Below are 23118 nucleotides of genomic sequence, written 5' to 3' on the forward strand. Positions count from 1 at the left end.
TTTTAGTTCACAACGCGCACATTGGTTGGCTGATCAATACTGATTTTTGGGTGCCGTTGTAGATAATCAACAATTAACTGGGCAACGTCCGTTTGTCCCTCACGGACAATTTTATCGTGGCTAAAGACACTGTTTCCTGCGCCACCAGCTCGATAATTGTTCACCACTACCTCGTATTTCGCTTGCAGGTCGATGGCCTGTCCGCCGACCGTCACAGCGCTAATTCGCTGACCACGTGGCTGCTTTAAATCCATCGTATACGCGACCCCGCTCCAAATATCTTCATTGAAGTGAGCTGGTTTTGGATAAAGGTAGTCCGAGCTAACCGTTGGCTGGCCGTCCTGCCAATCAAAATAGTTAGCATTTTGCTCCAAGGCTGACACAACCTCTGCGCCCGTTAGCGCAACAACTGCCAGGGTATTCGGGTAAATATAATTGGTCATCACATCTCGAATCGTGACCGTGTTGTCAAAACCTCGCATCTCATCATTAAAAATGGCATTAGCGGAAATTTTTGCTCCGGTTGCTGCCATCTGAACCCGGTTGATCAACTCCGTAAAGGGATGGCCATGGAGACGGGCGGAAAAATGATCCGTGATTCGCATGTTATCCCCAACATGGCCAACGGGTTGGTCCAGCCACTGATTGACCTGATCCAATAATGGCTGTGCCAACGCCACAATCGCCGAGTCTTCAGCGGCCGTTGCCGTTGCCAGCGTTTCGGCCGTGACCTGTTGATCAGACAGAGTGATGATTCCCACGTGGTCGCCACGATAGCCGGGCTGTGTGATGGGCTTGCCGTTAACCACTTCCGCCAGTGTTCGGTGCTGGTGTCCCGTCACCAGGGCATCCACTCCTTCAATCGCCAGTAAATCAGTTCCCTGATTTTCCTGAGTAAGCGGTTCGATAGCTTGTCCTGATTTTAAATCGCGGTTGAAGCCGCCGTGATAAGCAACCACAATTTTGTCCACTTGAGGACGGAGGTCAGCAACCAGGTTCGAAACAACCTTGACCGGGTCTTCAAAGAGTAAATCCTTAATGTTCTCCGGCTTTTCCCAGTGCGGAATATACTGGGTGGTGACACCGATGACTGCGACTTTCAGGTTATCTTTTTCAAAGATTTGGTACAGACGTCCAATAAAGGGGCGCTTCGTATTTTTGTCCAAGATATTCGCATTTAAGAGTGTCTGATCATCATCGAAAACCTTTTCCAAATAGGTTCGACCGTAGTTAAATTCATGATTGCCTAAAATGCGGACATCATAACCAACCGTTTGCGCCAAATATTGGTACAAGCCCACCTCGTCACTCGCCTGTTTTTCAATGTAGTCAGTCAGCGGAGAACCTTGGATAAAGTCACCATTTTCGATGGTAATCACCAGGTCCTCGGTCGCTGCTTTCTTTTCTTGCTCGATGACCGTTGCCACTCGAGCCAGACCAAAGCCGGTATTTTTCAATGGCCGCCGAAAGTCATCGCCGGTAAAATACCCATGCACATCTGAAGTCGATAAAATTTTAACCTGCACCATGTAATAACCCCTTCTGACAAAAGAAAGGGCGATATGACCAGCATATCCCCTTCTCGAATTTTATTTTTTTACACTAATCGCTTGCGGATTTGGCCGGAAATAAAGTCAATGGCCGTCACCATGACGACAATTCCAATCAAGATAATCCCAACACGAGGCCAAGACCGAGTTGATAGGGCAAAAATCAGTGGTGCCCCGACACCACCAGCGCCAACAATTCCCAAAATGGAAGCTGACCGAACAGAAATCTCAAAGCGGTAGAGCGTATAGTTCATAAACTCTGGCAAAACTGCAGGGAAGGTGGCCATCGTTAAGCCATCCAAGGAAGACCCACCAGCTGCTGCAATCGCCTCATTGGGACCACGGTCGATGTTTTCAATCGCTTCAGAAAAGAGCTTGCCCATCATCCCGACGGAATGAAAACCAAGAGCCAAGACGCCGGCATAGGCCCCCGGACCGACGGCCTTCGTGAACATAATCGCCAACACGAGTTCTGGGAAAACACGAATAACCGTTAACAACAATTTTCCAGAAGCTGATTTTGCTGAGAAAAATTTTTTCTTCGTTTTCGCAGCCCAAAAAGCCAGGGGAACCGCCAAGACGGCCGAAATAAAGGTCCCCAAAAAGGCGATGGCCAGGGTTTCGAGCAAGGCCGTTACCAGGTCTTCCCCATCACCTGAATAAACATAGGACCAGTCAGGGTGAATCAGTCCATTAACAATTGATCCTAGGACCTGACCAGCGGTACTTTTAATCCCGTTAATTGGGACGCCTGAAAAGCCCCAGGCAAAAATGGCAATGACCACGGCAACAATCACCCACGGTTGAATTTTTTGCCAACTACTTCTTTTTTCAATCATTAAGCCAACGCCTCCCGCAACTGATTTGAAATGGTATCAACAATCACCACCACAACCAGAATTGACAAAATCACCACAGCAGTGCGGTCATAACGGAACATCTCCAAGGTAGTATTCAGATAAAGTCCAATTCCACCGGCACCCAAGTATCCCAGAACGGTTGAGGCTCGGACATTAATTTCAAGCGTGTAAAGGAAAAAGCTCAAAAATTGATTGAAGACCTGTGGAAAAACTGCAAAGACAATGATTTGGATGCTATTGGCACCAGCAGCCTTCATTGCATCAAGTGGCCCTTCATCGATCGTTTCGATTGCTTCGTATAGTAGCTTAAAGACCATTCCAAAGGAAAAGACTGCTAAGGCGCAGACCCCAGAAAAGGCCCCAATACCAACGACCGCAACAAACAAAGCAGCCAAGAGCATTTCGGGTAGTGACCGCGTCAAGTTCATCAAAAAGCGGACCAAACCACGGACATAGGGATTTTTTACGATATTGCCCGCTGCTAATAGTGAGACTGGAATAGCCGCCACACCACCAATCAAAGTTCCGACTAACGCCATCTGAATCGTTTGCGCAATCGGTGACATAATGGCTGGCAAGTAAGACCAGTCAGGATTGGACATCTTAACCCACAAATCAAAGAATTGATCCCAGGAAAAATTTTGCCCTGCACCCGTCATCATCCCCGACATTAGTGTGAGCAAAATAAAGAGGATAAATAGACCAAAGCCAACCAGGTGCCATTCCTGGGCAAAACTGCGTTTTGGTAAGTTTTCCATCATCAGTCACCCACTTCCGCATAAATCTTTTGGAAATCAGAAGCCTGCACTTCGGCGATTGGCTTATCATAGACTAATTTTCCAGCCTTTAAGCCAACAATCCGAGTGGCGTAATCCATGGCTAATTCCATCGAGTGCAAGTTGGCCACAATCGTCAAACCGTCCTCTTCATTGAGCCGCTTCAAGTCATCCATCACGACCTTGGTGGTCTTCGGATCCAAACCAGAGACCGGTTCGTCGGCTAAGAACACAGCCGGTTCCTGCATCAAAGCCCGGGCAATCCCCACTCGTTGCTGTTGACCACCAGATAGGTCACGCGCCTTCGTATAATACTTATCGAGCAAGTTAACTCGTTCCAAACTTTTGACAGCTCGATCTTGGTCTTCCTTCGTAAAGAGGCCCAAAGTCGATTGCCAAGTTGGATAGTAACCAACACGTCCAGAAAGGACATTGCGGGCAACCGTTGACTGCTTAACCAAATTATAATTTTGGAAAATCATGGCAATATTGCGTCGCAGCGTCCGCAATTCTTTACCAGATGCCTTCGTAATGTCTTCACCATCAATCAAGATATGGCCATCTGTCACGTCATGCAGGCGATTGATAGCTCGCAATAGCGTTGATTTACCGGCTCCCGATAAACCAACAATGACAACAAATTCACCCGCTTCAATATCGAGATTAATATTATCGAGGCCAACAACTCCGTTAGGGTACACCTTGGAAACGCCTTCTACTTTAATCGTGCCCTTTTTTGACATGTAAACTTCCTTTTTTCCTGTCTTGGAACCAATTTAAATTATTATGAAAAAAAGTCGCCACCATCCAAGATGGCAGCGACTTTTCTCACAAAATTATCTTACTTAATTTTGTTCATCGTCTGATCATAATTACGGATTTCATCAAAGTTTGAATCCTTTGAGTCGGTCACACCGGCCCATGAATAAACATCGTTAAAGACTTTCTTTCCTTCGTCCGTCTTTGAAACCGCAACAATCGCAGCCTTAATCTTATCTGAATCAGAGCTTGAAATATCCTTACGCAAAGTAATGGTATCGTTTGGAATACCCTTTGTGTAGTAAAGAACACGTGTGTTCTTAAAGACGTCTGGCTGATCCTTCTTGACCACATTTCGTGCGTCGTCGAAGATAAAGGCAGCGTCGGTATCACCGTTCAAGACAGACATAACACCTTGATCATGTCCCTTGACTTGAACAAGCGTTGAATCCTTGACAACGTTGACACCCTTCTTATAGAGCTCAACTGTTGGGTAAATATACCCAGCTGATGAGGTAGCGCCCTGGACAGCAATCTTCTTACCCTTCAAATCGTCAATTGACTTGATTGATGAGTTTGCCTTGACCAGAACCATTGACTTATAGCTATTCACTAATTTATCAGTTGTTGCACCAGTATTGTCATCCTTCATACCCAAGCGAGTTGATTGCAAGATAACCTTTGCACCATACTGCTTGTGAGCTGTGACATAACCATCAGGTGGCAAGAAGCCCATGTCCACCTTCTTTGAACCCATTGCTTCAATCACGGTGTTGTAATCCGTTGAAATTGAAACGTGAACCGGAATACCTAATTGCTTACTGAGCAAGCTTTCCAATGGCTTAGCCTTAGCCAAAATGGTATCGGCCTGTGATGAAGGAACAAACTGAATGTTTAATTCCTTCAAGGACATCTTTTTGCTACTGCTTGATGAGTCAGTCGATGAACTTGAATGCTTTGACCCTGTAAAGGCAAAAAATCCTCCAACGACGACCACTAAGACAGCAATTGCTGCAATGATCTTCTTTGTAGCGCTATTCTGCATGATGCGATTCTCACTCCTCTATTTCCATAGGTGCTGACAAACTGTGCAACTGCTTGATTGTGTGTTGACGATTAAGTAACTGAGCCAAAGCTCAAATCTGCTTTCCGTAACACCTAAATTATCACGTAGATTAAATGAATATTCAAGTAAATTCATCCTAAAAGTAGAAATATTTTTACTTTTTTCTTGTTATTTTAATTACAAAGACAACTATTGTCTACAAAATCCGAATATTAATGGAAATAAAATCATTTTAGTGTTTCTCGGAAGCGTTGTGTGCAAAAAATCGTTGTGTAAAACACAACGCTTTTGCTTCAAATTTAAAAATTAGACAAGACGCTTTCTGATTTGCCCTGAAAGAAAATCAATGGCCGTGACCGTGACCACAATGCCGATTAGAATCATCCCAACCCGTGGCCAGGCCCTAGTTGAGAGCGCAAAAATCAGTGGTGCCCCAACCCCACCGGCACCGACAATCCCCAAAATGGAGGCAGAGCGAACGGCAATTTCAAACCGGTAGAGCGTGTAATTCATGAACTCTGGTAGAACCGCCGGGAAGGTCGCCATGGTTAAGCCATCGAGAGTAGAACCACCCGCCGCCGCAATGGCTTCGTTTGGTCCACGGTCAATATTTTCAACTGCTTCGGAGAATAACTTCCCCATCATCCCCACCGAGTGAAAACCAAGGGCCAAGACCCCGGCGAAAGCCCCCGGACCAACTGCCTTAATAAACATAATGGCTAAAACTAGTTCGGGAAAAACACGAACGACGGTCAGAACAAACTTACCCGAAGCTGATTTTGGTGAAAAAAACTTGCGACTTGTCTTTGCCGCCCAGAATCCAAATGGTACGGCTAACACGGCCGACATAAAGGTGCCCAAGAAAGCGATGGCCAATGTTTGCAACAGAGCGGTGACTAAATCTTCGCCATCCCCACTGTATAGGTAGGGCCAGTCCGGGTGCATCAAGCCATCAAGAATCGAGCCAAAAACCTGCCCAGCCGTTGACTTAATACCCGTCAGCGGCACACCAGTAAAGCCCCAAATAAAGATGGCGGCCACCACAACGGTGATGAACCACGGTTGGCTTTTTTGCCATAAAGTCTTTTGCTGTATCATCATTTAAGCACCTCCCGGAGTTGGTTGGAAACAAAATCAACCAAGACAACGACTAGCAAAATCGCTAAGATAACCACGGCCGTCCGGTCATAGCGGAACATTTCCAAGGTAGTATTTAAGTACAAACCAATACCACCGGCTCCTAAATAACCCAAAACCGTTGAGGCTCGCACGTTGATTTCTAACGTATACAAGAAGAAGCTCAAATACTGGTTAAACACCTGGGGCACAACCGCAAAGCAAATAATTTGAATGCTATTGGCACCTGCCGCCCGCAAGGCTTCAATTGGCCCTTCATCAATCGTTTCGATTGCTTCATAGAGAAGCTTAAAAATCATCCCAAAGGAGAAAATCGCCAAGGCGAGCACCCCAGACAAAGCGCCAATACCGACCACGGCCACAAAGAGCGCTGCCAAAAGCATTTCTGGCAATGAGCGAATCAGGTTCATCAACAGACGCACCAGGCCACGGATAAACTGATTTTTAACAATATTTTCAGCCGATAAAAGTGCCGCCGGAATGGCCGCTACCCCGCCTAGGAAGGTTCCAACCAAAGCCATTTGAATCGTTTCAATCAAAGGCTTCGTCACCGATGACAGGTAGGACCAGTCTGGATTGGACATCTTAATCCACAAATCAAAGAATTGATCCCAGGAAAAGTCTTGTCCAGCACCGGTTGCATGGGCGGAAATCATCAACAAGACCACCATCAGTAAGAAAATAGTAAAGCCGATAACATGCCATTCCTGGTTGAAGGTCCGCTTAGGCAGGCTCGTATTCATCGACTCACCTCCGCTTCACGGTAAATATCTGCAAAATCAGTTTCCTTCACGTTCTCAATTGGCTGGTCGTATACTAATTTTCCTCCGCGCAGGCCGACAATTCGAGTGGCATAGGCCAAGGCCAGGTCAATCGAATGCAGGTTGGCGATAACTGTTAGGCCATCCTCCTCGTTCAATCGCTTTAGATCGTCCATGACAACCTTGGTGGTCTTAGGATCCAAACCGGAAACCGGTTCGTCCGCCAGGAAGACCGCCGGTTCTTGCATCAAGGCGCGGGCAATCCCGACACGTTGTTGTTGACCTCCGGACAGGTCACGGGCTTTTGTATAATATTTATCTAAAAGATTGACCCTGGTCAGGCTTTCTGCCGCCCGCTCCTGGTCTTCCTTCGTGAAGAGACCAAAAGCCGACTGCCAAGTGCCATAATAACCCACTCGACCGGAAAGAACATTCCGAGAAACCGTTGCTCGCTTGACCAAATTATAATTTTGGAAAATCATGGCCACGTTACGACGCATGTTCCGTAATTCTTTCCCAGAAGCCTTGGTAATATCTTGACCATCAATTTCGATGCTTCCCTCGGTCACATCATGCAAGCGGTTCAATGACCGCAGTAAAGTTGACTTTCCTGCTCCGGATAGGCCGACAATCACCACAAATTCGCCAGCTGCAATATCTAAATTAATGTTGTCTAAACCGACAACGCCATTATCATAAATTTTTGAAACGCCAGTAACCTTAATCGTACCCTTATTTGACATCTGCAATCCTTTTTCTAAACTGATTTTCCAAAAGTGGTTCTTTATCAAAAAAACCGCCGCCATCCTAGATGGTGGCGATTTCTTGCTCAAAAATAACCTTACTGAATCTTCTTAATCGTTTCTTCGTACTGACGAACGTTATCGAAGCTTGATTCCTTCGCTTCTGTCACACCTTGCCATGAGTAACCATCGGCCAAGGCCTTCTTACCTTCGTCAGTCTTAGCGATTTCCATCATTGCCTTTTGAATCTTCTTGGCATCTGATGACGTAACACCCTTACGCAATGAAATCGTATCGTTTGGAATTGGGTTTGAGTAGTAAATGACGCGGGTATCCTTAAAGACGTCCGGCTGATCCTTTTGCACGTTTGTCCGGACATCGTCGTAGACAAAGGCTGCATCAGTATCGCCATTCAGAACAGACATCACACCTTGGTCGTGGCCCTTCACTTGAACAAGTGTTGAGTCCTTGACGACGTTAATGCCCTTCTTGTACAACTCAACAACTGGGAAAAGGTAACCAGAAGTTGAGATGGCACTTTGCGTCGCAATCTTCTTCCCCTTCAAGTCTTCGATGGACTTGATTGGCGAATTAGACTTGACAATAATCATTGATTTGTATGTGTTAACGACTTTATCAGTTGTTTCACCTGTGTTGTTATCCTTCATGGCCAACTTAGTTGACTGAAGAATGGCTTTGACGCCATACTGCTTTTGGGCAGTGACGTATGAATCAGGAGGTAGGAAGCCCATGTCAACTTTCTTTGACCCCATCGCTTCAACCGCCGTGTTATAACTCGTGGCAACCGAAACGTGGACGGGAATTCCCAATTTTTTACTTAATAGATTTTCCAATGGCTTGGCCTTGGCCAACATTGTTTCAGCATTTGTTGAAGGCACGAACTGAACGTTCAATTCCTTCAACGACATCTTTGAATCACTACTTGTCGACTTTCCTGTCGAATCCGAATGCTTACCTGAGGTAAAAGCGAAGAACCCACCGACAACGACCAACAATACCGCAAGGGCTGTTATGATCTTTTTCATGATATATTTCTCTCTCCTATTTGTTCGCTAACAATTCTACGTGCTGCTGACAATAAATAAACGAGTAAATGCTGTTTTTTCTTCTACAACTGAATTAAAAGTCCTCCTTTTGTTCTGTTAACTTTTACGATTTAGTAAATAAATCAAAAAAATTTAAATCACTAGCACGCAACACGGATATTATTACGTAGATTAAATGAATATTCAACCCCACCCTAAAATTAGAATTGTTCCATTTTATAACTTTATTTCATTTTTCTGTTAAAAATTATGACAAATACAAACACAAAAATGAATTTTACGACAGATTGTTGTTTAATTACTTTTTAAAATCAGCAAATATATTGTTTTTTTAGACATATTTAACTTAAAAATCAGTGAAATTAGTGTTAATATTTTTCATCTTGTTTTTTTTATCAACAAAACCTTTCTTCTAATTCATACTTTATTTTTTAAAATTACCCCTTTCTGGATTACCCATTTAGTTGCTTGTCATAAAAATTGTTAATTTTTCTGACAGTAATTTGGATTGATTATTCAAAGAAAATAGACAAACAAAAGACCCCCGAACTTAAAATTCGGAGGTCTTGTTATTTTTTCTGCGGAATCACAGAGAAATTACTTTTCTTTTTTCTTTTTCTGTATAACCAGAACCAGCGAACCAAGAAGTGCCACAAGGCCGATACCCACAGAGGTCGACTGATTTTTGGCTGCTTTCTCAGCCGTCTTCGGTAAGACGGTGGTTAATTGATCCGAATTAGCAGGTGTTATTGCTTGTACGGCTGGCTCAGTTATGCCGGCATCCATCATCCGCAACTTAGCACTTGTTGTCTGCGCTAGTGAATCCTCTGACATAGTAGTTGTTGCTGGCATTGCTACTGTTCCAACAGAATTAGCCGTTGATAAAGCAGCGCCTGTTCCCGCTGTCATCTCTGTACTAGCACTGGCTGAAGAAGATGGGTCACTCGTTGAATTCGTAGCCAGTAAGTCATTCGTGATCGTTGAACTTGACGCAGCTGACTTGGCACCAGTTGATGTTGCTGAAGTGTTTATTGCTGGCATTTCGCTAGTGCGTGTCGATTCATCGTTGGATGATGCCGACGAAGCGCTATTTGCTGTAGACGAGCCACTGGCAGACGACGAAGCGCTGGTACTTGCACTCGTTGCTGGCATTCCGTTTGCAGTGGTAGAGCCTGCGCCTGACGTCGACATTGCTGTTCCACTTGTCGCTGCTGAACTATTCGCTGTAGTCGACCCACTCGTAGTTGCCGATTCTTTTGTTGACGGTGATGTACTGGTTGCAGTTGAACTTGGTGTCGACGTTGGCGTTCCACTTGTCGCAGTTGAACTATTCGTTGCCGGTGACCCACTCGTAGTTGCCGATTCTTTTGCTGACGGTGATGTACTGGTTGCAGTTGAACTTGGTGTCGACGTTGGCGTTCCACTTGTCGCAGTTGAGCTATTCGTTGCAGTCGACTCACTCGTTGTTGTCGATCCCTTAGTCGAAACCGACGTACTGGTTGAGGTCGAACTATTCGTCGACGCTGGGTTTCCGCTTGTCGCAGCGGAACTATTCGTTGCAGTCGATTCACTCGTCGCTGTTGATTCCTGCGTCGATGTCGACGTACTTGAGGACGTTGTACTTGGTGCCGTCACCGTAATCGTTGCCGTCGAACCAAAGTTATTTCCCGCAGCGTCCGTATATGAATAGTGAACCGAATACGTACCAGCCTTAGTCAAATCAGCCTGTCCGTCTACCGTCAACTGGCGCACATCCATTGTTTGACCACTATCATCCACAGCACTAACTAAATTATCTTGAGGTATCCACTTAGCAGTCGGACTGGCCATCGCAGTGCTATCTCTAGTTGTAACGCTACCATGACTAGCAAGAACCGTCACCTGAGCAGTACTTGAATGCTGCTGGCCCAACTGATCTGTATAGGTATAAGTAACAGGATAAACACCTGCCGTGTGAGGGTCTACCTGTTCAGCGACCTTTAGCTGACTAACTGAAAAAGGATTGCCATCTTCATCAAATGCTGTCACCAAATCATCAGTCGCTGACCAATGGGCTTTTGGACCGGCAATCAAAGTATCCCCCTTCGTTGTCAGCTGCGTTTGATTCTTCTTAACAGTCACTGTAGCTTGAGCCTGGACCATTTTTCCTTGCCCGTCCGTGTATTGGTAAGTCACAGGATAAGTCCCTACCTTGTTCACGTCAACGTTTTCACTAACTGTCACTTGGTTGAGAGGCACCGAGTGGCCGTACTCATCCGTCGCACTCACGAAACTATTAGCTGTTGACCACGGTTCACCGAGATAGACCGTGCTAGCCTTGGCAGCAATTGAACTCTGGTCGGCTAGTACCTTAATGGTAATCGTTTGACTGTATGGGTTTCCAGAGGCGTCGGTATAGCTATATGTAATGGGATAGTTGCCGGCTGTCGTGGTGTCAACGCTGCCTGACACTTGAATATCCTTGGATTCCAATGGATTGCCATTAGCATCGGTTGCGCTCACCAAATTGTCAATCGCTTGCCACTGTGAACCAGCCCAAATCGTGCTGCTCTGGGCTTGCAAACTACTTTTAGCCGATACAACGGTCACGGTTGCTGATTTTGTAATGGTTTGTCCATTACTATCCTTGTAAGAATAAGTGACTGGGTACGTTCCGGGTGTCGTAGCATCCACCTTTCCGGTAACCGTCATTTGTGACAAATCAGCTTGCTGGCCATTCGCATTAACAGCACTCAAAAAGCTTTGGGCTGGCGACCAGCTGGCAGTTTTTCCCGCCACCACAGTTGAATCCTGGACATTCAAAGTTGCTTGTGCCGGATTCTTGGTATAAATCACATGTTCTACGATTTGACCAGAATCTTCGTTAACAGTCATCCCCCCAAAAGTAGTCGTTTGACCACTTTGGACTGTATAGCCCTCGATGGTTGGTGCCGTCACCGCACTAAAATTGTTACTGTTTGGGTCACTCGCTAACTGCCAATCGGTATAGGTCGGTTGCCCGTTGACTAACATTCCTTGCCGCCGATAAGTAGCTGACTGGACGGTGGCAGGTGCAATTTCATTCCCATTTTGGTCAACATAATCAATCGTTCGAGAAGCAGTATTTTTTTGAGCCGGGTCAAACGTAAACGAATCCACGGAAACTGCCTGCAAATTTGTCACTGAGCCCGTCGAAGCACCGATTGAAAGGGCCAAGGGGTCCTGATAATCCGTCACCGGAATCGTGATGGCTTGACCGAGGTATTCCATGCTCATATGGCCATTTCCATCATAACGAAGCGTAAAGGGAACATTCACATTTGATACATTTTCCTTGCTCGCATCGATATTCACGAAACCACCATCATAACGGAATGGTTGATCAGAGTTTGTTTGGTCGATGTCACTATGGAAACCAGACAAATAAGGCATCCCCGATCCACCCTGAATTGGATTGTTATGGTCACCGGCATTATAAACCCATGTATCAAAAACAAAGCCAGATGATGTCGGCAAACCCTTCACGCTCAGGCCACCACCCAAAAAGCCGATTTGCCCTTGGGTACCGTGATGGAAGGCAATTCCAATGCCATCGGCACCCTGATTGTCACGCACCTTACTTCCCAGGTTAATCGTGCCGTTCAACAGAAAGGCATCATTGGCATTAATCTTGGTTTTCAGCGTGATGTTTCCCTCAACCATCTGACTATCCGTTGTTAGAATGGCGGTATTAGTATCTGCATCATAGGTTGTATTACCACCTAATTTAAACCACTGTAAGAAATTCTCTTTGGTAACCGTTACCGACAACTGATCATTGATGACTGAGTTATTGTTTGGTGTGCTAGTACCACCAAGCGCTGTCGCGCTGCCACTCTTACTCGATGGCGCACTCTGGCTAGCGTTGGTTGCAGCACTCTTAGTGTTTGACTGACTTTCTTGGCTATCACTATTGGTCTGTTGGTTGTTAGATTGGCTCAGTTGATTAGCTGATTCCACCGGTGTCTCCGACTGTGAACCTTGTGCACTAGGCGAACCATTAGTTGCACTGTTAGTAGTCGAACTCGGCTGTTGGCTCTGACTAGCGCTTGCTGACGATCCAAGTTGACTGGTCTGGGAGTTTGTCGTTGTATCAGCATGAACTTCCTGCTTTGCGCCGGTCACTGCTAAAAGTGAAAAGCCAGCCAAGGCTGTCACCCACATTTTCTTCGCTTTATATAATTTGTAAGTTTCCTTTTCATTCATGGTACAAATCTCCCTTACGGGAGAAAGAATACCACCTTTATACTTTTATTGCAATGTAGTTTCTGTTGTATTACTTTAAAGTCTGACGTAAAGAAAATTTTTAAAAAATCAGGACAGTAAAAAGGGCGTGTTTGCACGCAACCCTTCAAGAAAACACCAATGGATTGAGGAGAGTTGAACCCTGTCCAAACCGCCCGCCACACTTTTTTGATATAATTAAGAATAAGTCAAAGAAAGGAGAAACCTTTTGTACAATCTATTTCGCAAGCATCATACTTTGATTTTGACGGTCATTGTATTAGTAATGGTCGCAAATATATTTATTAGCATTCATACTCATAATAAATATGAATTTTTAAGCGTTCTTGTTTGGCTGTTTACGGCAATCATAGCGGGCATTAACGCAAGAGCCCAACGCTCTCAGAAAGATTCTCAGAAATGAGTTTTTCACAATCAGAGAATGGCACTCTAACAACTTTCTGAGAACTGTACCAATTCTTTTTAGCTAAATTCACAAAACTTAATCTCACAAAGCGCCCACGATCCTGATTTTCATCAGGTTGTGGGCTTTTGCTTTGCATACTCGGACATTATGTTAAGAGTACTAATAGACACAAACAAACCATTGATATATAATCTAGAAATTCATAGGGCTATAAAAAATAATTGAGAGGTGTTGATGGGATGATTCGATATCGTAGTTTCAAAAATTCAGATGCAGAAGAAGTTTCTAGGTTGGTTAAAGAAACCATGTTAACCACCAACATAAAAGATTATTCTAAAGAGTATGTAGAAAATGATTTAAAAAGGCTCACTGCTCAAGATTTTAAAGAGAGAGCAAAATATTTTCACTGTTATGTATTTATTGATGACGCTGTAAATAAAATCATCGCTGTTGGTTCAATTGGTGCGTATTGGGGCAAAAAAGATGAAGGTAGTTTGTTCAACATTTTTGTATCTCCTGAATATCAAGGACAAGGAATTGGCAAACGTGTAATCCAAGTATTAGAACAAGACGAGTATTTTAACAGGGCTAAGCGTATCGAAATTCCTTCTTCAATTACTGGCTTGGGTTTTTATCAAAAAATGGGTTATTCTTTTAAAAATGGACAAGATGCACTTGATGACGAACAACTGTATCGCTTAGAAAAATTCAACAAAAAAGCTTACGATGTAGAATCGTAAGCTTTTTCTGTCGTTTACTACAATTTTCTTTCTAAAAAAAGTACCAAAAAAGTACCATTTTCGTAAATCACTCTTGATTTCTCTTGGTACTAAAGTGGTACTTTTCAAGGTTTTTAACCTCTAATGCCTGCTATTGCAGGTCTCAATGGACTCGAGGGGAGTCGAACCCCTGTCCAAACCGCCCGCCACACTAGCGTCTACATTCATAGGGCAATGATTAATACCACAGCCAAAGCAGTCATTGTCCAGAACTTGACTCTGACTGGGAACCTAATTGATTTAAACTTAACCGTGCAGGCATCACCGTTAAGCCGATCTGACCATTTATTAAACCAAGACCACCATGTCAGACTAACAATCTTGGCTACGAATCACTGGTTTTTAGGCAGCGACAGCGTAAGAGTTATTGTTTTTTGCAGTTAAATGTCTGCCCGCTTTACGCCCGGATGGCGGAATGCAGCTAATGCTCGTAACAGCCTGTCGAATTCCAAGACGAGCCCAAAACAAAAAGCCGAGGAAAATTCCTCAGCTTCCATTATAACAAATTTTTTCTGGTTACGGATTATGCTTTTAGAAAGCCCGAAAACGCTTCCGACGTTGTTGAATCAACTCATCATCAGACAATGTCTGCAATTCCTGAATTTCATCTGACAACTTTTCCTTCATGCCATTAAAAATCTTACTGTGATTATGGCCTTCTGGAATCACCAAGTCAACCACGTTTTCTTTCATCAAATCAGCAGCCGTCAAACCCATGATGCCAGCGGCTTCGTTTGCTCGCTTGGCATCCTTCCACAAAATCGATGCAAAGCCTTCGGGTGACAAAATTGAGTAAGTGGCGTTCTCAAACATCCATACTTGGTCAGCTGTGGCCAAAGCCAAGGCACCACCGGAACCACCTTCACCGTAAATGATAGAGATGATTGGGACTGGTAACTTCATTGACTTCAGAATTGACTGAGCAATCGCTTCCCCTTGACCCAAGGCTTCAGCATCCTTACCAGGAAAGGCACCTGGCGTGTTGACAAAGGTCACGATTGGACGGTGGAACTTTGCTGCTTGTTCCATCAACCGCTGTGCCTTCCGGTACCCCCAAGGCTGTGGTGAACCATTTCGCTTGGACAGCTTATCGTTGATGTCCGTTCCTTTATCAATAGCAATCACAGTAACGGGTTGACCATTTAATCGTGCCAAACCACCGATAACTGATTTGTCATCGCCATAAAGACGGTCGCCATGTAATTCAATGAAATCGTCAAAGATGCCATTGATCAATTCGCGCGCCATAAAGCGGTCTTCACGGGACTTCTTCACCACTTCAGCTGGATCGATTTCTTTTTTAAACAATGTTTTGATAAATTCGAACATTATTCAGCCTCCTGTTGGTGTAATGAAACGATATTGGCAATCATGTCAGCCATGTCTTGACGAGGAACAATCTTGTCAACAAAGCCGTTTTCCAAGAGCGTTTCCACTCGTTGGAAGTCCTTTGGCAACTTTTCATGAATCGTTGATTCGATAACACGAGCACCAGCGAAACCAACCAAAGCATGTGGTTCAGCCAACGTGACATCCCCCTGCATCGCAAAGGAAGCAGTCACGCCACCAGTTGTTGGGTCGGTCAGCACAACTAAGTACAACAGACCAGCTTCCTGGTGTGCGGCAACCGCAGCTGATACCTTAGCCATCTGCATCAAGGAATTGATTCCTTCTTGCATTCGCGCCCCGCCAGAAGCCGTAAACATCACGACTGGCAAGCGGTTTTCTGTGGCGTACTCGAAGAGACGGGTAATCTTTTCGCCGGTCATTGAGCCCAGTGAGGCCATCATAAAGTACGCGTCCATGATGCCCAGGGCAACCTTTTCGCCTTCAATGGTGGCAGTTCCAGTCAAAACAGATTCGTTCATCTCGGTCTGCTTCTTAGCCCGGGCTAATTTTTCCTCATAGCCAGGAAAATCAGAATGCTCAATCGTCAAATCAGCATTCATCTCGACAAAGTCTTCCGTTAACAAGGCAACCCGTTCGTGTGCCTGCAAACGGAAACCGTAATTACACTTTGGACAAACGCGGTATGCCCCCAGCTCCTTGTTGTAAATCTGTTCACCACAGTATGGGCAAGCCAGAAAAAGGCCGTCAGGAATCCGATCCTTAATGGCATCGGTCACCTTAATCTTATTTTGTTCAGGTTTTTTTGAATTAAATAAATCCATATTATTTTGGGCTCTGCCCTCTCCCCCTCATCACTGTTTGGGTCTAAAGTTTCTTAAGCAAGTGAAAGCCGCTCAAAGGCGGCTTTCGTCAAGAAATTTATTCACCAGCCTGTTCAGCCAGTTTTTCTTCCCACTTTGGCATAAATGTATCTTCAAGATACTTCGTTCCAAAGTTATCTGTCAAGACGTTTTCATCCAACAACAAGGCCTTTTGGAAAGACTGCGATGTGGAAACGCCCACTAAGGAAGTTTCGTCAACCATTCGTTCCAACTTAGCTAAGGCTTCCCCACGCGTTTCATCATGGGCAATCAGCTTCGCAATCATCGAATCGTAGAACGGTTGGATGGTGTCACCATTGTAAAGGGCTGAATCGATTCGAACCCCTGGTCCACCAGTTGGCAAGAAGACAAAGTCAACCTTTCCAGCACTAGGGGCAAAATTAGCTTCTGGCTTTTCAGCCGTCAAACGCATTTCAACGGCATGGCCGCTGATTTGAACGTCAGCTTGCTTTAACTTTAATTCTTCACCTGCAGCAACTTCAACCTGCAAGCGAACCAAATCCAAGCCCGTCACCATTTCAGTGACCGGGTGTTCAACCTGAATTCGGGTATTCATTTCCATGAAGTAGAACTTACCTTCTTGGTCTTGAAGGAATTCAATCGTTCCAGTATTTTCATAGTCAATCGCGTTCACGGCTTTCGTGACAATGTCCATCAATTCTTCACGCATTGTTGGTGTCACGGAAGCGGCTGGTGATTCTTCCATCACCTTTTGGTTGCGACGTTGCAAAGAACAGTTTCGTTCTGGCAAGCAAATCACGTTGCCAAATTGGTCGCGAATCACTTGCATTTCGATATGGCGGACATCCGTCATCACCTTTTCGATGTACATATGGTCATCGCCATATGACAACTGAGCTTCGCTTTGAGCGTTGATAAAGTTTTCTGCCAGTTCACCTTCTGAGTAAACAAAGCGCATTCCTTTACCACCACCACCGGCAGCAGCCTTCAGCAACAATGGGAATCCCGTCTTTTTTGAAACCTCAATGGCTTCGTCGACGTTATGAATATAGCCGTCAGAACCAGGGATTACCGGAACGCCTGCCTTGGTCATTTCTGCTCGGGCATGTTCCTTGTTTCCCATCAAATCGATTGTTTCTGGACGAGGACCAATCCACTTAATGTTGACATCACCAACCATTTCGGCAAATAGGGCGTTTTCTGATAAGAACCCATAACCTGGGTGAATTGCTTCAGCACCCGTTAATAGGGCTGCCGTCACAACATTTTTCATGTTTAGGTAAGAATCAGCAGGCTTTGGGCCACCAACACAGATGGCCTCGTCTGCTACTTGAACGTGCAAAGAATCCTTATCAGCCGTTGAATAAATTGCAACCGTTTGGATGCCCATTTCCTTCAACGTCCGGATAATCCGCACGGCGATTTCGCCACGATTGGCTACCAATACTTTTTTAAACATCTTAATCTCCAACAATAAATGTCAATTCAGCGGTTGTTGCCTTCTTACCATTCACCCAGGCAATTCCTTTTCCTGAACCAACAGGGCCACGCAAGCGATCCAAAACGACTTCTAAGCGCAATTGGTCCCCAGGACGAACCATTTGACGGTAACGGGCCTTCTTGATGCCACCAAAGTAAGCTGTCTTACCCTTGAACTCAGGCATTGAAAGCAAAGCAACGGCACCAGCTTGGGCCAATGCTTCAACGGTCAAAGCCCCTGGGAAAGTTGGGTTACCAGGGAAGTGTCCTTGGAAGATTTCTTCGTTAATTGAAATGTTCTTGATGGCCACGCAGCGCTCACCAGGTACTAATTCCTCAACCGTGTCCAACATCAACATTGGGTAACGATGTGGAAGAATTTCTTGAATTTCCTTTGTGTTCAATTGGGTCATAGCTCTTCTCCTTTTAGCTGTCTATGTATATCCAAGCAGCGCTTGGACAAGACGATCGGCCGAAATAGCCGTCTAATCTCTTAATCAGTTGTGACACGGTAAAGTGGCTTATCAAAGTCAACCACTTCTTCGTTATCAACCAAAACTTCAGCAATGGTACCAGAAACGTCTGACTTGATTTCAGTCATCAACTTCATGGCTTCAATGATGGCAACTGTTTCGCCCTTTTCGACGTGGTCGCCAACATTCTTAAAGTTTGGTTCACCTGGCTTTGGTTGGAGATAAACCGTTCCGACCATTGGTGCCTTGATTTCTTTTCCAGCGGCTGCTGGTGCAGCTACTTCAGGTGCAGCGGCCTGAGCTGCTGGCGCTTGGTTCACAACAGGTTGTGCTGCGGGTGCACTTGGCGCTACTGGCGCTGGTGTGTTACCGCCTTGAACCTGTTCGTTCTTAGACAAGTGCAATGAAAATTCACCATCTTGGATGTAAACATCGCGCAGGGTAGACTTTTCCAAGTCTGCCATCAATTCACGAATTTCTTTGACATTTAAATTCATTATTGAACTTCCCTCTTACCACTTCTTGAAGACAACAGCTGCGTTATGACCACCAAAACCGTAGTTAGCAGACAAAACATATTCAGGAGCCGTATTCTTGTTCGTTTCGTTAACCAAGTTCACCAACTTTGTGTGCTCATCTGGTTCATCAAAGCCAACGTTAACTGGCAATTGACCACGGTCGATGGCACCAACAGAAGCAACGGCTTCGATGGCACCAGCGGCACCCAAAAGGTGACCAGTCATGCCCTTAGTTGATGAAACCAAGACAGAGTTTGGACCAAAGACAGAAGCAACAGCTTCGGCTTCACCTGAATCGTTTGCACCGGTAGCAGTACCGTGGGCGTTCAAATAAGTAACGTCTTCTGGCTTGATATCAGCATCCTTCAAGGCTGCCTTCATTGCCCGAGCAGCTCCTTCACCGTCAGGGGCAGGAGAAGTCATGTGGTAAGCATCTGATGATGCACCGTATCCGACAACTTCGGCCAAGATGTTGGCACCACGAGCTTCGGCGTGTTCCAAAGACTCCAAGACAAGGATTCCTGAACCTTCGCCCAAGACGAAACCATGACGGTTCTTGTCAAATGGCTTTGATGCTTGTGCAGGGTCTTCTTCCTTTGACAAAGCAGTCAAAGCGGCGAAACCAGCAATTCCGATTTCGTTAACAGTGGCTTCTGAACCACCAGTCAACATCACGTCTTCACGACCTGATTGGATGCGCCAGAAGGCTTCACCAATGGCGTTCGTAGCTGAGGCACAAGCCGTTACAACTGTGAAGTTCACGCCACGAGCGCCAAAGCGCAATGAAACGTTTCCTGAAACCATGTTCGGAATTGATTCAGGGACGAACAATGGTGAAACGCGTTGTGGTCCCTTTTCGTGCATCTTAATCACTTGTTCTTGGATAGTTGTCAAACCACCAATTCCGTTTCCCAAGATCACACCAAAGCGTTCTGAGTTAGCAACCTTTGACTTTGCTTCTGAACCTTCGTCAGGCAACAAACCTGCTTGGTCCAAGGCTTGGTAAGAAGCATCGATGGCATACTGTGAGAACAAATCCAACTTACGTGCATCACGCTTTCCTACGCGCAAAGCTGGATCAAAACCGTCAACTTGTCCGGCAACTGAAATACCAGTTTCAGTTGCATCAAACTTCGTGATTGGCTTAATTCCTAATTTTTCATCAAAAAGGCCATCCAAGAAGGTCTTTGTATCGTTTCCTAATGGGGTAACAGCCCCCATCCCAGTAATTACGACTCGTGTCATTGCCGCTTCCTTTCTAATCTAAGTAACTTAAAATGAACGATGTTTATTAAATATAAAGGCCACCGTCAACGGTAATTGTTTGTCCAGTCATGTAGTCATTGCCGGCTAAGAATAGCGCAACATCGGCCACATCGTCGATTGAACCAAACCGTGACAAAGGAATCTCATTCAAAATGGCTTCACGCGCCTTGTCTGACAAAGCATCCGTCATATCTGAAACAATCATCCCAGGGGCGATGGCGTTTACGCGGATATTGCGCTTCGCCCCTTCCTTAGCCAAAGACTTTGTCAACCCAATGATACCAGCCTTTGAAGCGGCATAATTGGCTTGACCAACATTACCCATTTGGCCAACAACAGAAGCCATGTTCAAAATCACACCGTGCTTTTGTCGAATCATCTTCTTGAAGACGGGTTGTGTCACATTGAACGTTCCATTCAAGTTTGTGTTCACAACCTGGGCAAAATCAGCTGGGCTCATCCCCATCACTAACTGGTCCTTGGTAATCCCGGCATTGTTCACCAAGATATCAATGCCTTCAAAGCCTTCTTGCTTGTACAAGTCTTTGAAAGTTGCTTCCACTGTTTCGGCATCGGCAACGTCAAATTGCAACGTCATTGGCTTTTGCTTGAAGGAGCTGATGACTTCTTCTTTAATAGCAGAACGACCATGCAAGATAACGCGGGCACCCGCATTATCAAAGGCGTGAGCAACGGCTAAGCCGATTCCTCGTGATGACCCAGTTACCAAAACAGTTTGATTAGTAAAGTCCATGGATTCTTATCCTTTCTCTGCGTTGATGGCATCAACGACTTTTTGATAGGAAGCAAAGTCCGTCACCGTGTACTTGGTAACATCCTTTGGCGCAATTTTCTTCGCAAATTTGACGAGAGTGGCAGCAGGACCGATTTCAACCAAAGTATCAACTCCGGCATCCACCATCTCCTGCAAGCATTGTGCAAAGTAGGTTGGCGAAACAATCTGCTTCGTCAAGGTATCCTTGACGGTCTCAGCTGTAAAGGCTTGCTTCGTCGTATTGGAATAAACAGGGTAAGTCCCCACACCAAATTTTTCTCCTGCCAAGCGTGTTGCCATCTTTTCAGAGGCTTCGTTTAGCAATGGCGTGTGGAAGGCACCAACAACTGGCAACTCGACCTGCTTCTTCACACCGGCTTCTGTCAATGCCTCAACGGCCTGGTCAACATCGGCTTTGACACCGCCGATAACCAATTGTGAAAAGGTATTAAAATTAGCTGGGTAAACTTTTAGGCCATTTTTTTGCAAACCTTCAACAACCTCAACAATCATGTCTTGGTTATCATCCAAAACCGCAACCATCTTGCCGGGGTTCTTGTCGCCAACCTCCTGCATGTATTGACCGCGGTCTTTAACCAAGGCGATTGCTTGTTCAAAGGTCAGAATGCCATTGGCAATCAAGGCTGGATATTCACCTAACGAAAGGCCCAAACCAGCAACCACATCGGTTAAGCCGGCATCCTTTAATGAAGCAGCTAAGGCTGCATCCATTGCCACGATGGCCGGTTGTGCGTACTGTGTTTGTCGAATTTTTTCTTCGTCTTGGTCTAACTCATTTAAGTCATAACCCAAGATGGCAGAAGCCTTGTCGATATAAGCCTTGTAGCCTGGCAAGTTTTCATAGAGGTCTGTCCCCATGCCCGCTTGCTGTGATCCCTGACCGTTGAATAGCAGTCCTACTTTCATTAGAAACCTCGCTTATTTTGCCTTGTTTTCAATGCCCATGATGTCCGTTGCTTGTGCCCAAATTTCAGCCAAAATTTCAGCAACAGGCTTTTCATCATTGACCATTCCTGAAATTTGACCAGCCATGAAGGCCCCACCGTTCTTGTCACCATCGACAACGGCGGCACGCAAGGTTCCTGATTCAAGCTTTTCAACTGTTTCGTAATCAGGCTCTGGCTTACCGATTTCTTCCACTTCGCGCTTCACGTATTCCTTGGCCATCTTATTCTTCAAGACACGGACACGTGAACCAACAATGTTACCAGTGATAATTGTATCAATATCACGGGCCTTCAAGACCTTCGCCTTGTAGTTTGGGTGAACTTCAGATTCAGTAGCAGTCAAGAAACGAGTTCCCATTTGGACCCCTGAGGCACCCAAGGCAAAGGCAGCGGCAACACCGCGGCCATCACCGATTCCACCAGCGGCAATAACGGGAATATCAACGGCATCAACAACTTGTGGTACCAAGGCCATTGTTGTCATTTGACCAATGTGGCCACCTGATTCCATTCCTTCAGCAACCACGGCATCAACACCCTTACGTTGCATCATCTTGGCCATTGAAACGGATGGTACAACAGGGATAACCGTTACGCCTGCAGCATGCAATTCTTCTAAGAATGGTGATGGATCACCAGCGCCAGTTGCCACAACCTTCACGCCTTCTTCCAAAATCACATCAAAGACTTCACGAATGTGACGAGACATCAACATCACGTTGACACCAAAAGGCTTGTCCGTTAATTCCTTAGCACGACGAACTTCACGACGAACGTCGTCACCGTGCCAGTAACCAGTTCCGATAAAACCAAGTCCACCAGCTTCAGATACAGCGGCAGCTAAGGCACCTGTACCGGCCCAAGTCATCCCACCTTCAACGATTGGGTACTTCATCCCTAATTTATCAAAAATGGGGTTGTCAATTTTAAATGTCATAATCTCTGCCTCTTTATTTTATCTATCTGTATGTATGCGGTTAAAAACCGCCTGATGCTTACTTCTTGTCAAGTTGGTCCTTGATCTTGTTAACCAAGTCTTGAACAGTCTTAACTTCTTCAGTTTCTTCCAACTTGATGTCGAAGTCGTCTTCGACACGGTTCAAAACTTCGAACAAGTCCAATGAATCGGCATCGATGTCATCAGTCATGTTAGTAGTCAATGAAACTTCTGAATCTTCCAAATCGAATTGGTCGATCAAAATTTCCTTAACCTTGTCAAAAATTTCTTCGTTAGTCATGAGCATGCTCTCCTATATAGATGTTCGTATTGCAATACGTTG

The 23118-nt window shown here is 45.3% G+C and carries 21 protein-coding genes and 1 other RNA gene; 1 reads left to right on the forward strand and 21 read right to left on the reverse strand.

The annotated features are described in order from the left end of the window. Window positions 1-2 precede the first annotated feature (2 nt). The 10 genes from AABI08_RS04035 to AABI08_RS04080 form a co-directional block, all read right to left on the reverse strand. The gene (locus AABI08_RS04035) at window positions 3-1529 is read right to left on the reverse strand and encodes a bifunctional metallophosphatase/5'-nucleotidase (protein WP_338343606.1); all 1527 of its coding nucleotides are present in this window, start codon (window positions 1527-1529) and stop codon (window positions 3-5) included. 68 nt (window positions 1530-1597) lie between these two features. Further along, window positions 1598-2389: a phosphonate ABC transporter, permease protein PhnE gene (phnE, locus tag AABI08_RS04040; RefSeq protein WP_338343607.1), complete on the reverse strand. Its 792-nt coding sequence runs from the start codon at window positions 2387-2389 to the stop codon at window positions 1598-1600. Next, complete coding sequence (gene phnE, locus AABI08_RS04045; RefSeq protein WP_338343608.1) at window positions 2389-3171, reverse strand: phosphonate ABC transporter, permease protein PhnE; 783 nt, start codon at window positions 3169-3171, stop codon at window positions 2389-2391. The genes phnE (AABI08_RS04040) and phnE (AABI08_RS04045) overlap by 1 nt, the downstream gene beginning before the upstream one ends. Next, window positions 3171-3929: a phosphonate ABC transporter ATP-binding protein gene (gene phnC / locus AABI08_RS04050; protein WP_338343609.1), complete on the reverse strand. Its 759-nt coding sequence runs from the start codon at window positions 3927-3929 to the stop codon at window positions 3171-3173. Before phnC (AABI08_RS04050) ends, phnE (AABI08_RS04045) begins: the two co-directional genes overlap by 1 nt. Window positions 3930-4027: 98 nt before the next feature. Then, window positions 4028-4990 carry a phosphate/phosphite/phosphonate ABC transporter substrate-binding protein gene (locus AABI08_RS04055; RefSeq protein WP_338343610.1) on the reverse strand — a complete coding sequence of 321 codons (963 nt, stop codon included), beginning with the start codon at window positions 4988-4990 and terminating at the stop codon, window positions 4028-4030. 327 nt (window positions 4991-5317) lie between these two features. Next, the gene (gene phnE / locus AABI08_RS04060; RefSeq protein WP_338343611.1) at window positions 5318-6112 is read right to left on the reverse strand and encodes a phosphonate ABC transporter, permease protein PhnE; all 795 of its coding nucleotides are present in this window, start codon (window positions 6110-6112) and stop codon (window positions 5318-5320) included. Next, the gene (gene phnE / locus AABI08_RS04065) at window positions 6109-6891 is read right to left on the reverse strand and encodes a phosphonate ABC transporter, permease protein PhnE (protein WP_338343612.1); all 783 of its coding nucleotides are present in this window, start codon (window positions 6889-6891) and stop codon (window positions 6109-6111) included. Before phnE (AABI08_RS04065) ends, phnE (AABI08_RS04060) begins: the two co-directional genes overlap by 4 nt. After that, on the reverse strand, window positions 6888-7652 hold the full coding sequence (phnC, locus tag AABI08_RS04070; protein ID WP_338343613.1) for a phosphonate ABC transporter ATP-binding protein: 765 nt from the start codon (window positions 7650-7652) through the stop codon (window positions 6888-6890). Before phnC (AABI08_RS04070) ends, phnE (AABI08_RS04065) begins: the two co-directional genes overlap by 4 nt. A gap of 98 nt (window positions 7653-7750) precedes the next feature. After that, a complete protein-coding gene (locus AABI08_RS04075; protein WP_168778798.1) occupies window positions 7751-8698 on the reverse strand; it encodes a phosphate/phosphite/phosphonate ABC transporter substrate-binding protein in 948 nt (315 codons plus the stop codon). A gap of 618 nt (window positions 8699-9316) precedes the next feature. Further along, on the reverse strand, window positions 9317-12943 hold the full coding sequence (locus AABI08_RS04080) for a bacterial Ig-like domain-containing protein (RefSeq protein ID WP_338343614.1): 3627 nt from the start codon (window positions 12941-12943) through the stop codon (window positions 9317-9319). A gap of 684 nt (window positions 12944-13627) precedes the next feature. Here AABI08_RS04080 and AABI08_RS04085 point away from each other — a divergent pair. Then, the gene (locus AABI08_RS04085; protein ID WP_338343615.1) at window positions 13628-14128 is read left to right on the forward strand and encodes a GNAT family N-acetyltransferase; all 501 of its coding nucleotides are present in this window, start codon (window positions 13628-13630) and stop codon (window positions 14126-14128) included. 143 nt (window positions 14129-14271) lie between these two features. Here AABI08_RS04085 and ssrA read toward each other — a convergent pair. The 11 genes from ssrA to AABI08_RS04140 form a co-directional block, all read right to left on the reverse strand. Beyond that, window positions 14272-14628: a transfer-messenger RNA gene (gene ssrA, locus AABI08_RS04090) on the reverse strand. Between the two features lie 70 nt (window positions 14629-14698). Next, window positions 14699-15496: a carboxyltransferase subunit alpha gene (gene accA / locus AABI08_RS04095; RefSeq protein WP_338343628.1), complete on the reverse strand. Its 798-nt coding sequence runs from the start codon at window positions 15494-15496 to the stop codon at window positions 14699-14701. Next, window positions 15496-16338: an acetyl-CoA carboxylase, carboxyltransferase subunit beta gene (gene accD, locus AABI08_RS04100; protein WP_338343629.1), complete on the reverse strand. Its 843-nt coding sequence runs from the start codon at window positions 16336-16338 to the stop codon at window positions 15496-15498. The genes accA and accD overlap by 1 nt, the downstream gene beginning before the upstream one ends. A gap of 97 nt (window positions 16339-16435) precedes the next feature. Next, window positions 16436-17818, reverse strand: a complete 1383-nt coding sequence (locus AABI08_RS04105) for an acetyl-CoA carboxylase biotin carboxylase subunit (protein ID WP_338343630.1) — start codon at window positions 17816-17818, stop codon at window positions 16436-16438. 1 nt (window position 17819) lies between these two features. After that, entirely contained in the window at window positions 17820-18251 is a 432-nt protein-coding gene (fabZ, locus tag AABI08_RS04110; RefSeq protein ID WP_047974611.1) for a 3-hydroxyacyl-ACP dehydratase FabZ, read from the reverse strand. Between the two features lie 80 nt (window positions 18252-18331). Continuing rightward, the gene (accB, locus tag AABI08_RS04115) at window positions 18332-18808 is read right to left on the reverse strand and encodes an acetyl-CoA carboxylase biotin carboxyl carrier protein (protein ID WP_203618879.1); all 477 of its coding nucleotides are present in this window, start codon (window positions 18806-18808) and stop codon (window positions 18332-18334) included. A 15-nt stretch (window positions 18809-18823) separates the two neighbouring features. Continuing rightward, complete coding sequence (gene fabF, locus AABI08_RS04120) at window positions 18824-20074, reverse strand: beta-ketoacyl-ACP synthase II (RefSeq protein ID WP_047974609.1); 1251 nt, start codon at window positions 20072-20074, stop codon at window positions 18824-18826. A gap of 46 nt (window positions 20075-20120) precedes the next feature. Then, complete coding sequence (locus AABI08_RS04125; protein WP_338343631.1) at window positions 20121-20849, reverse strand: beta-ketoacyl-ACP reductase; 729 nt, start codon at window positions 20847-20849, stop codon at window positions 20121-20123. 6 nt (window positions 20850-20855) lie between these two features. Further along, window positions 20856-21797, reverse strand: a complete 942-nt coding sequence (locus AABI08_RS04130; RefSeq protein WP_338343632.1) for an ACP S-malonyltransferase — start codon at window positions 21795-21797, stop codon at window positions 20856-20858. 12 nt (window positions 21798-21809) lie between these two features. Continuing rightward, complete coding sequence (locus AABI08_RS04135) at window positions 21810-22775, reverse strand: DUF561 domain-containing protein (RefSeq protein WP_338343633.1); 966 nt, start codon at window positions 22773-22775, stop codon at window positions 21810-21812. 58 nt (window positions 22776-22833) lie between these two features. Next, window positions 22834-23076, reverse strand: coding sequence for an acyl carrier protein (locus tag AABI08_RS04140; protein WP_047974605.1), 243 nt, complete (start codon window positions 23074-23076; stop codon window positions 22834-22836). Window positions 23077-23118 lie beyond the last annotated feature (42 nt).

It is taken from the genome of Fructobacillus evanidus (genome assembly GCF_963580165.1).
Lineage (GTDB): Bacteria > Bacillota > Bacilli > Lactobacillales > Lactobacillaceae > Fructobacillus > Fructobacillus evanidus.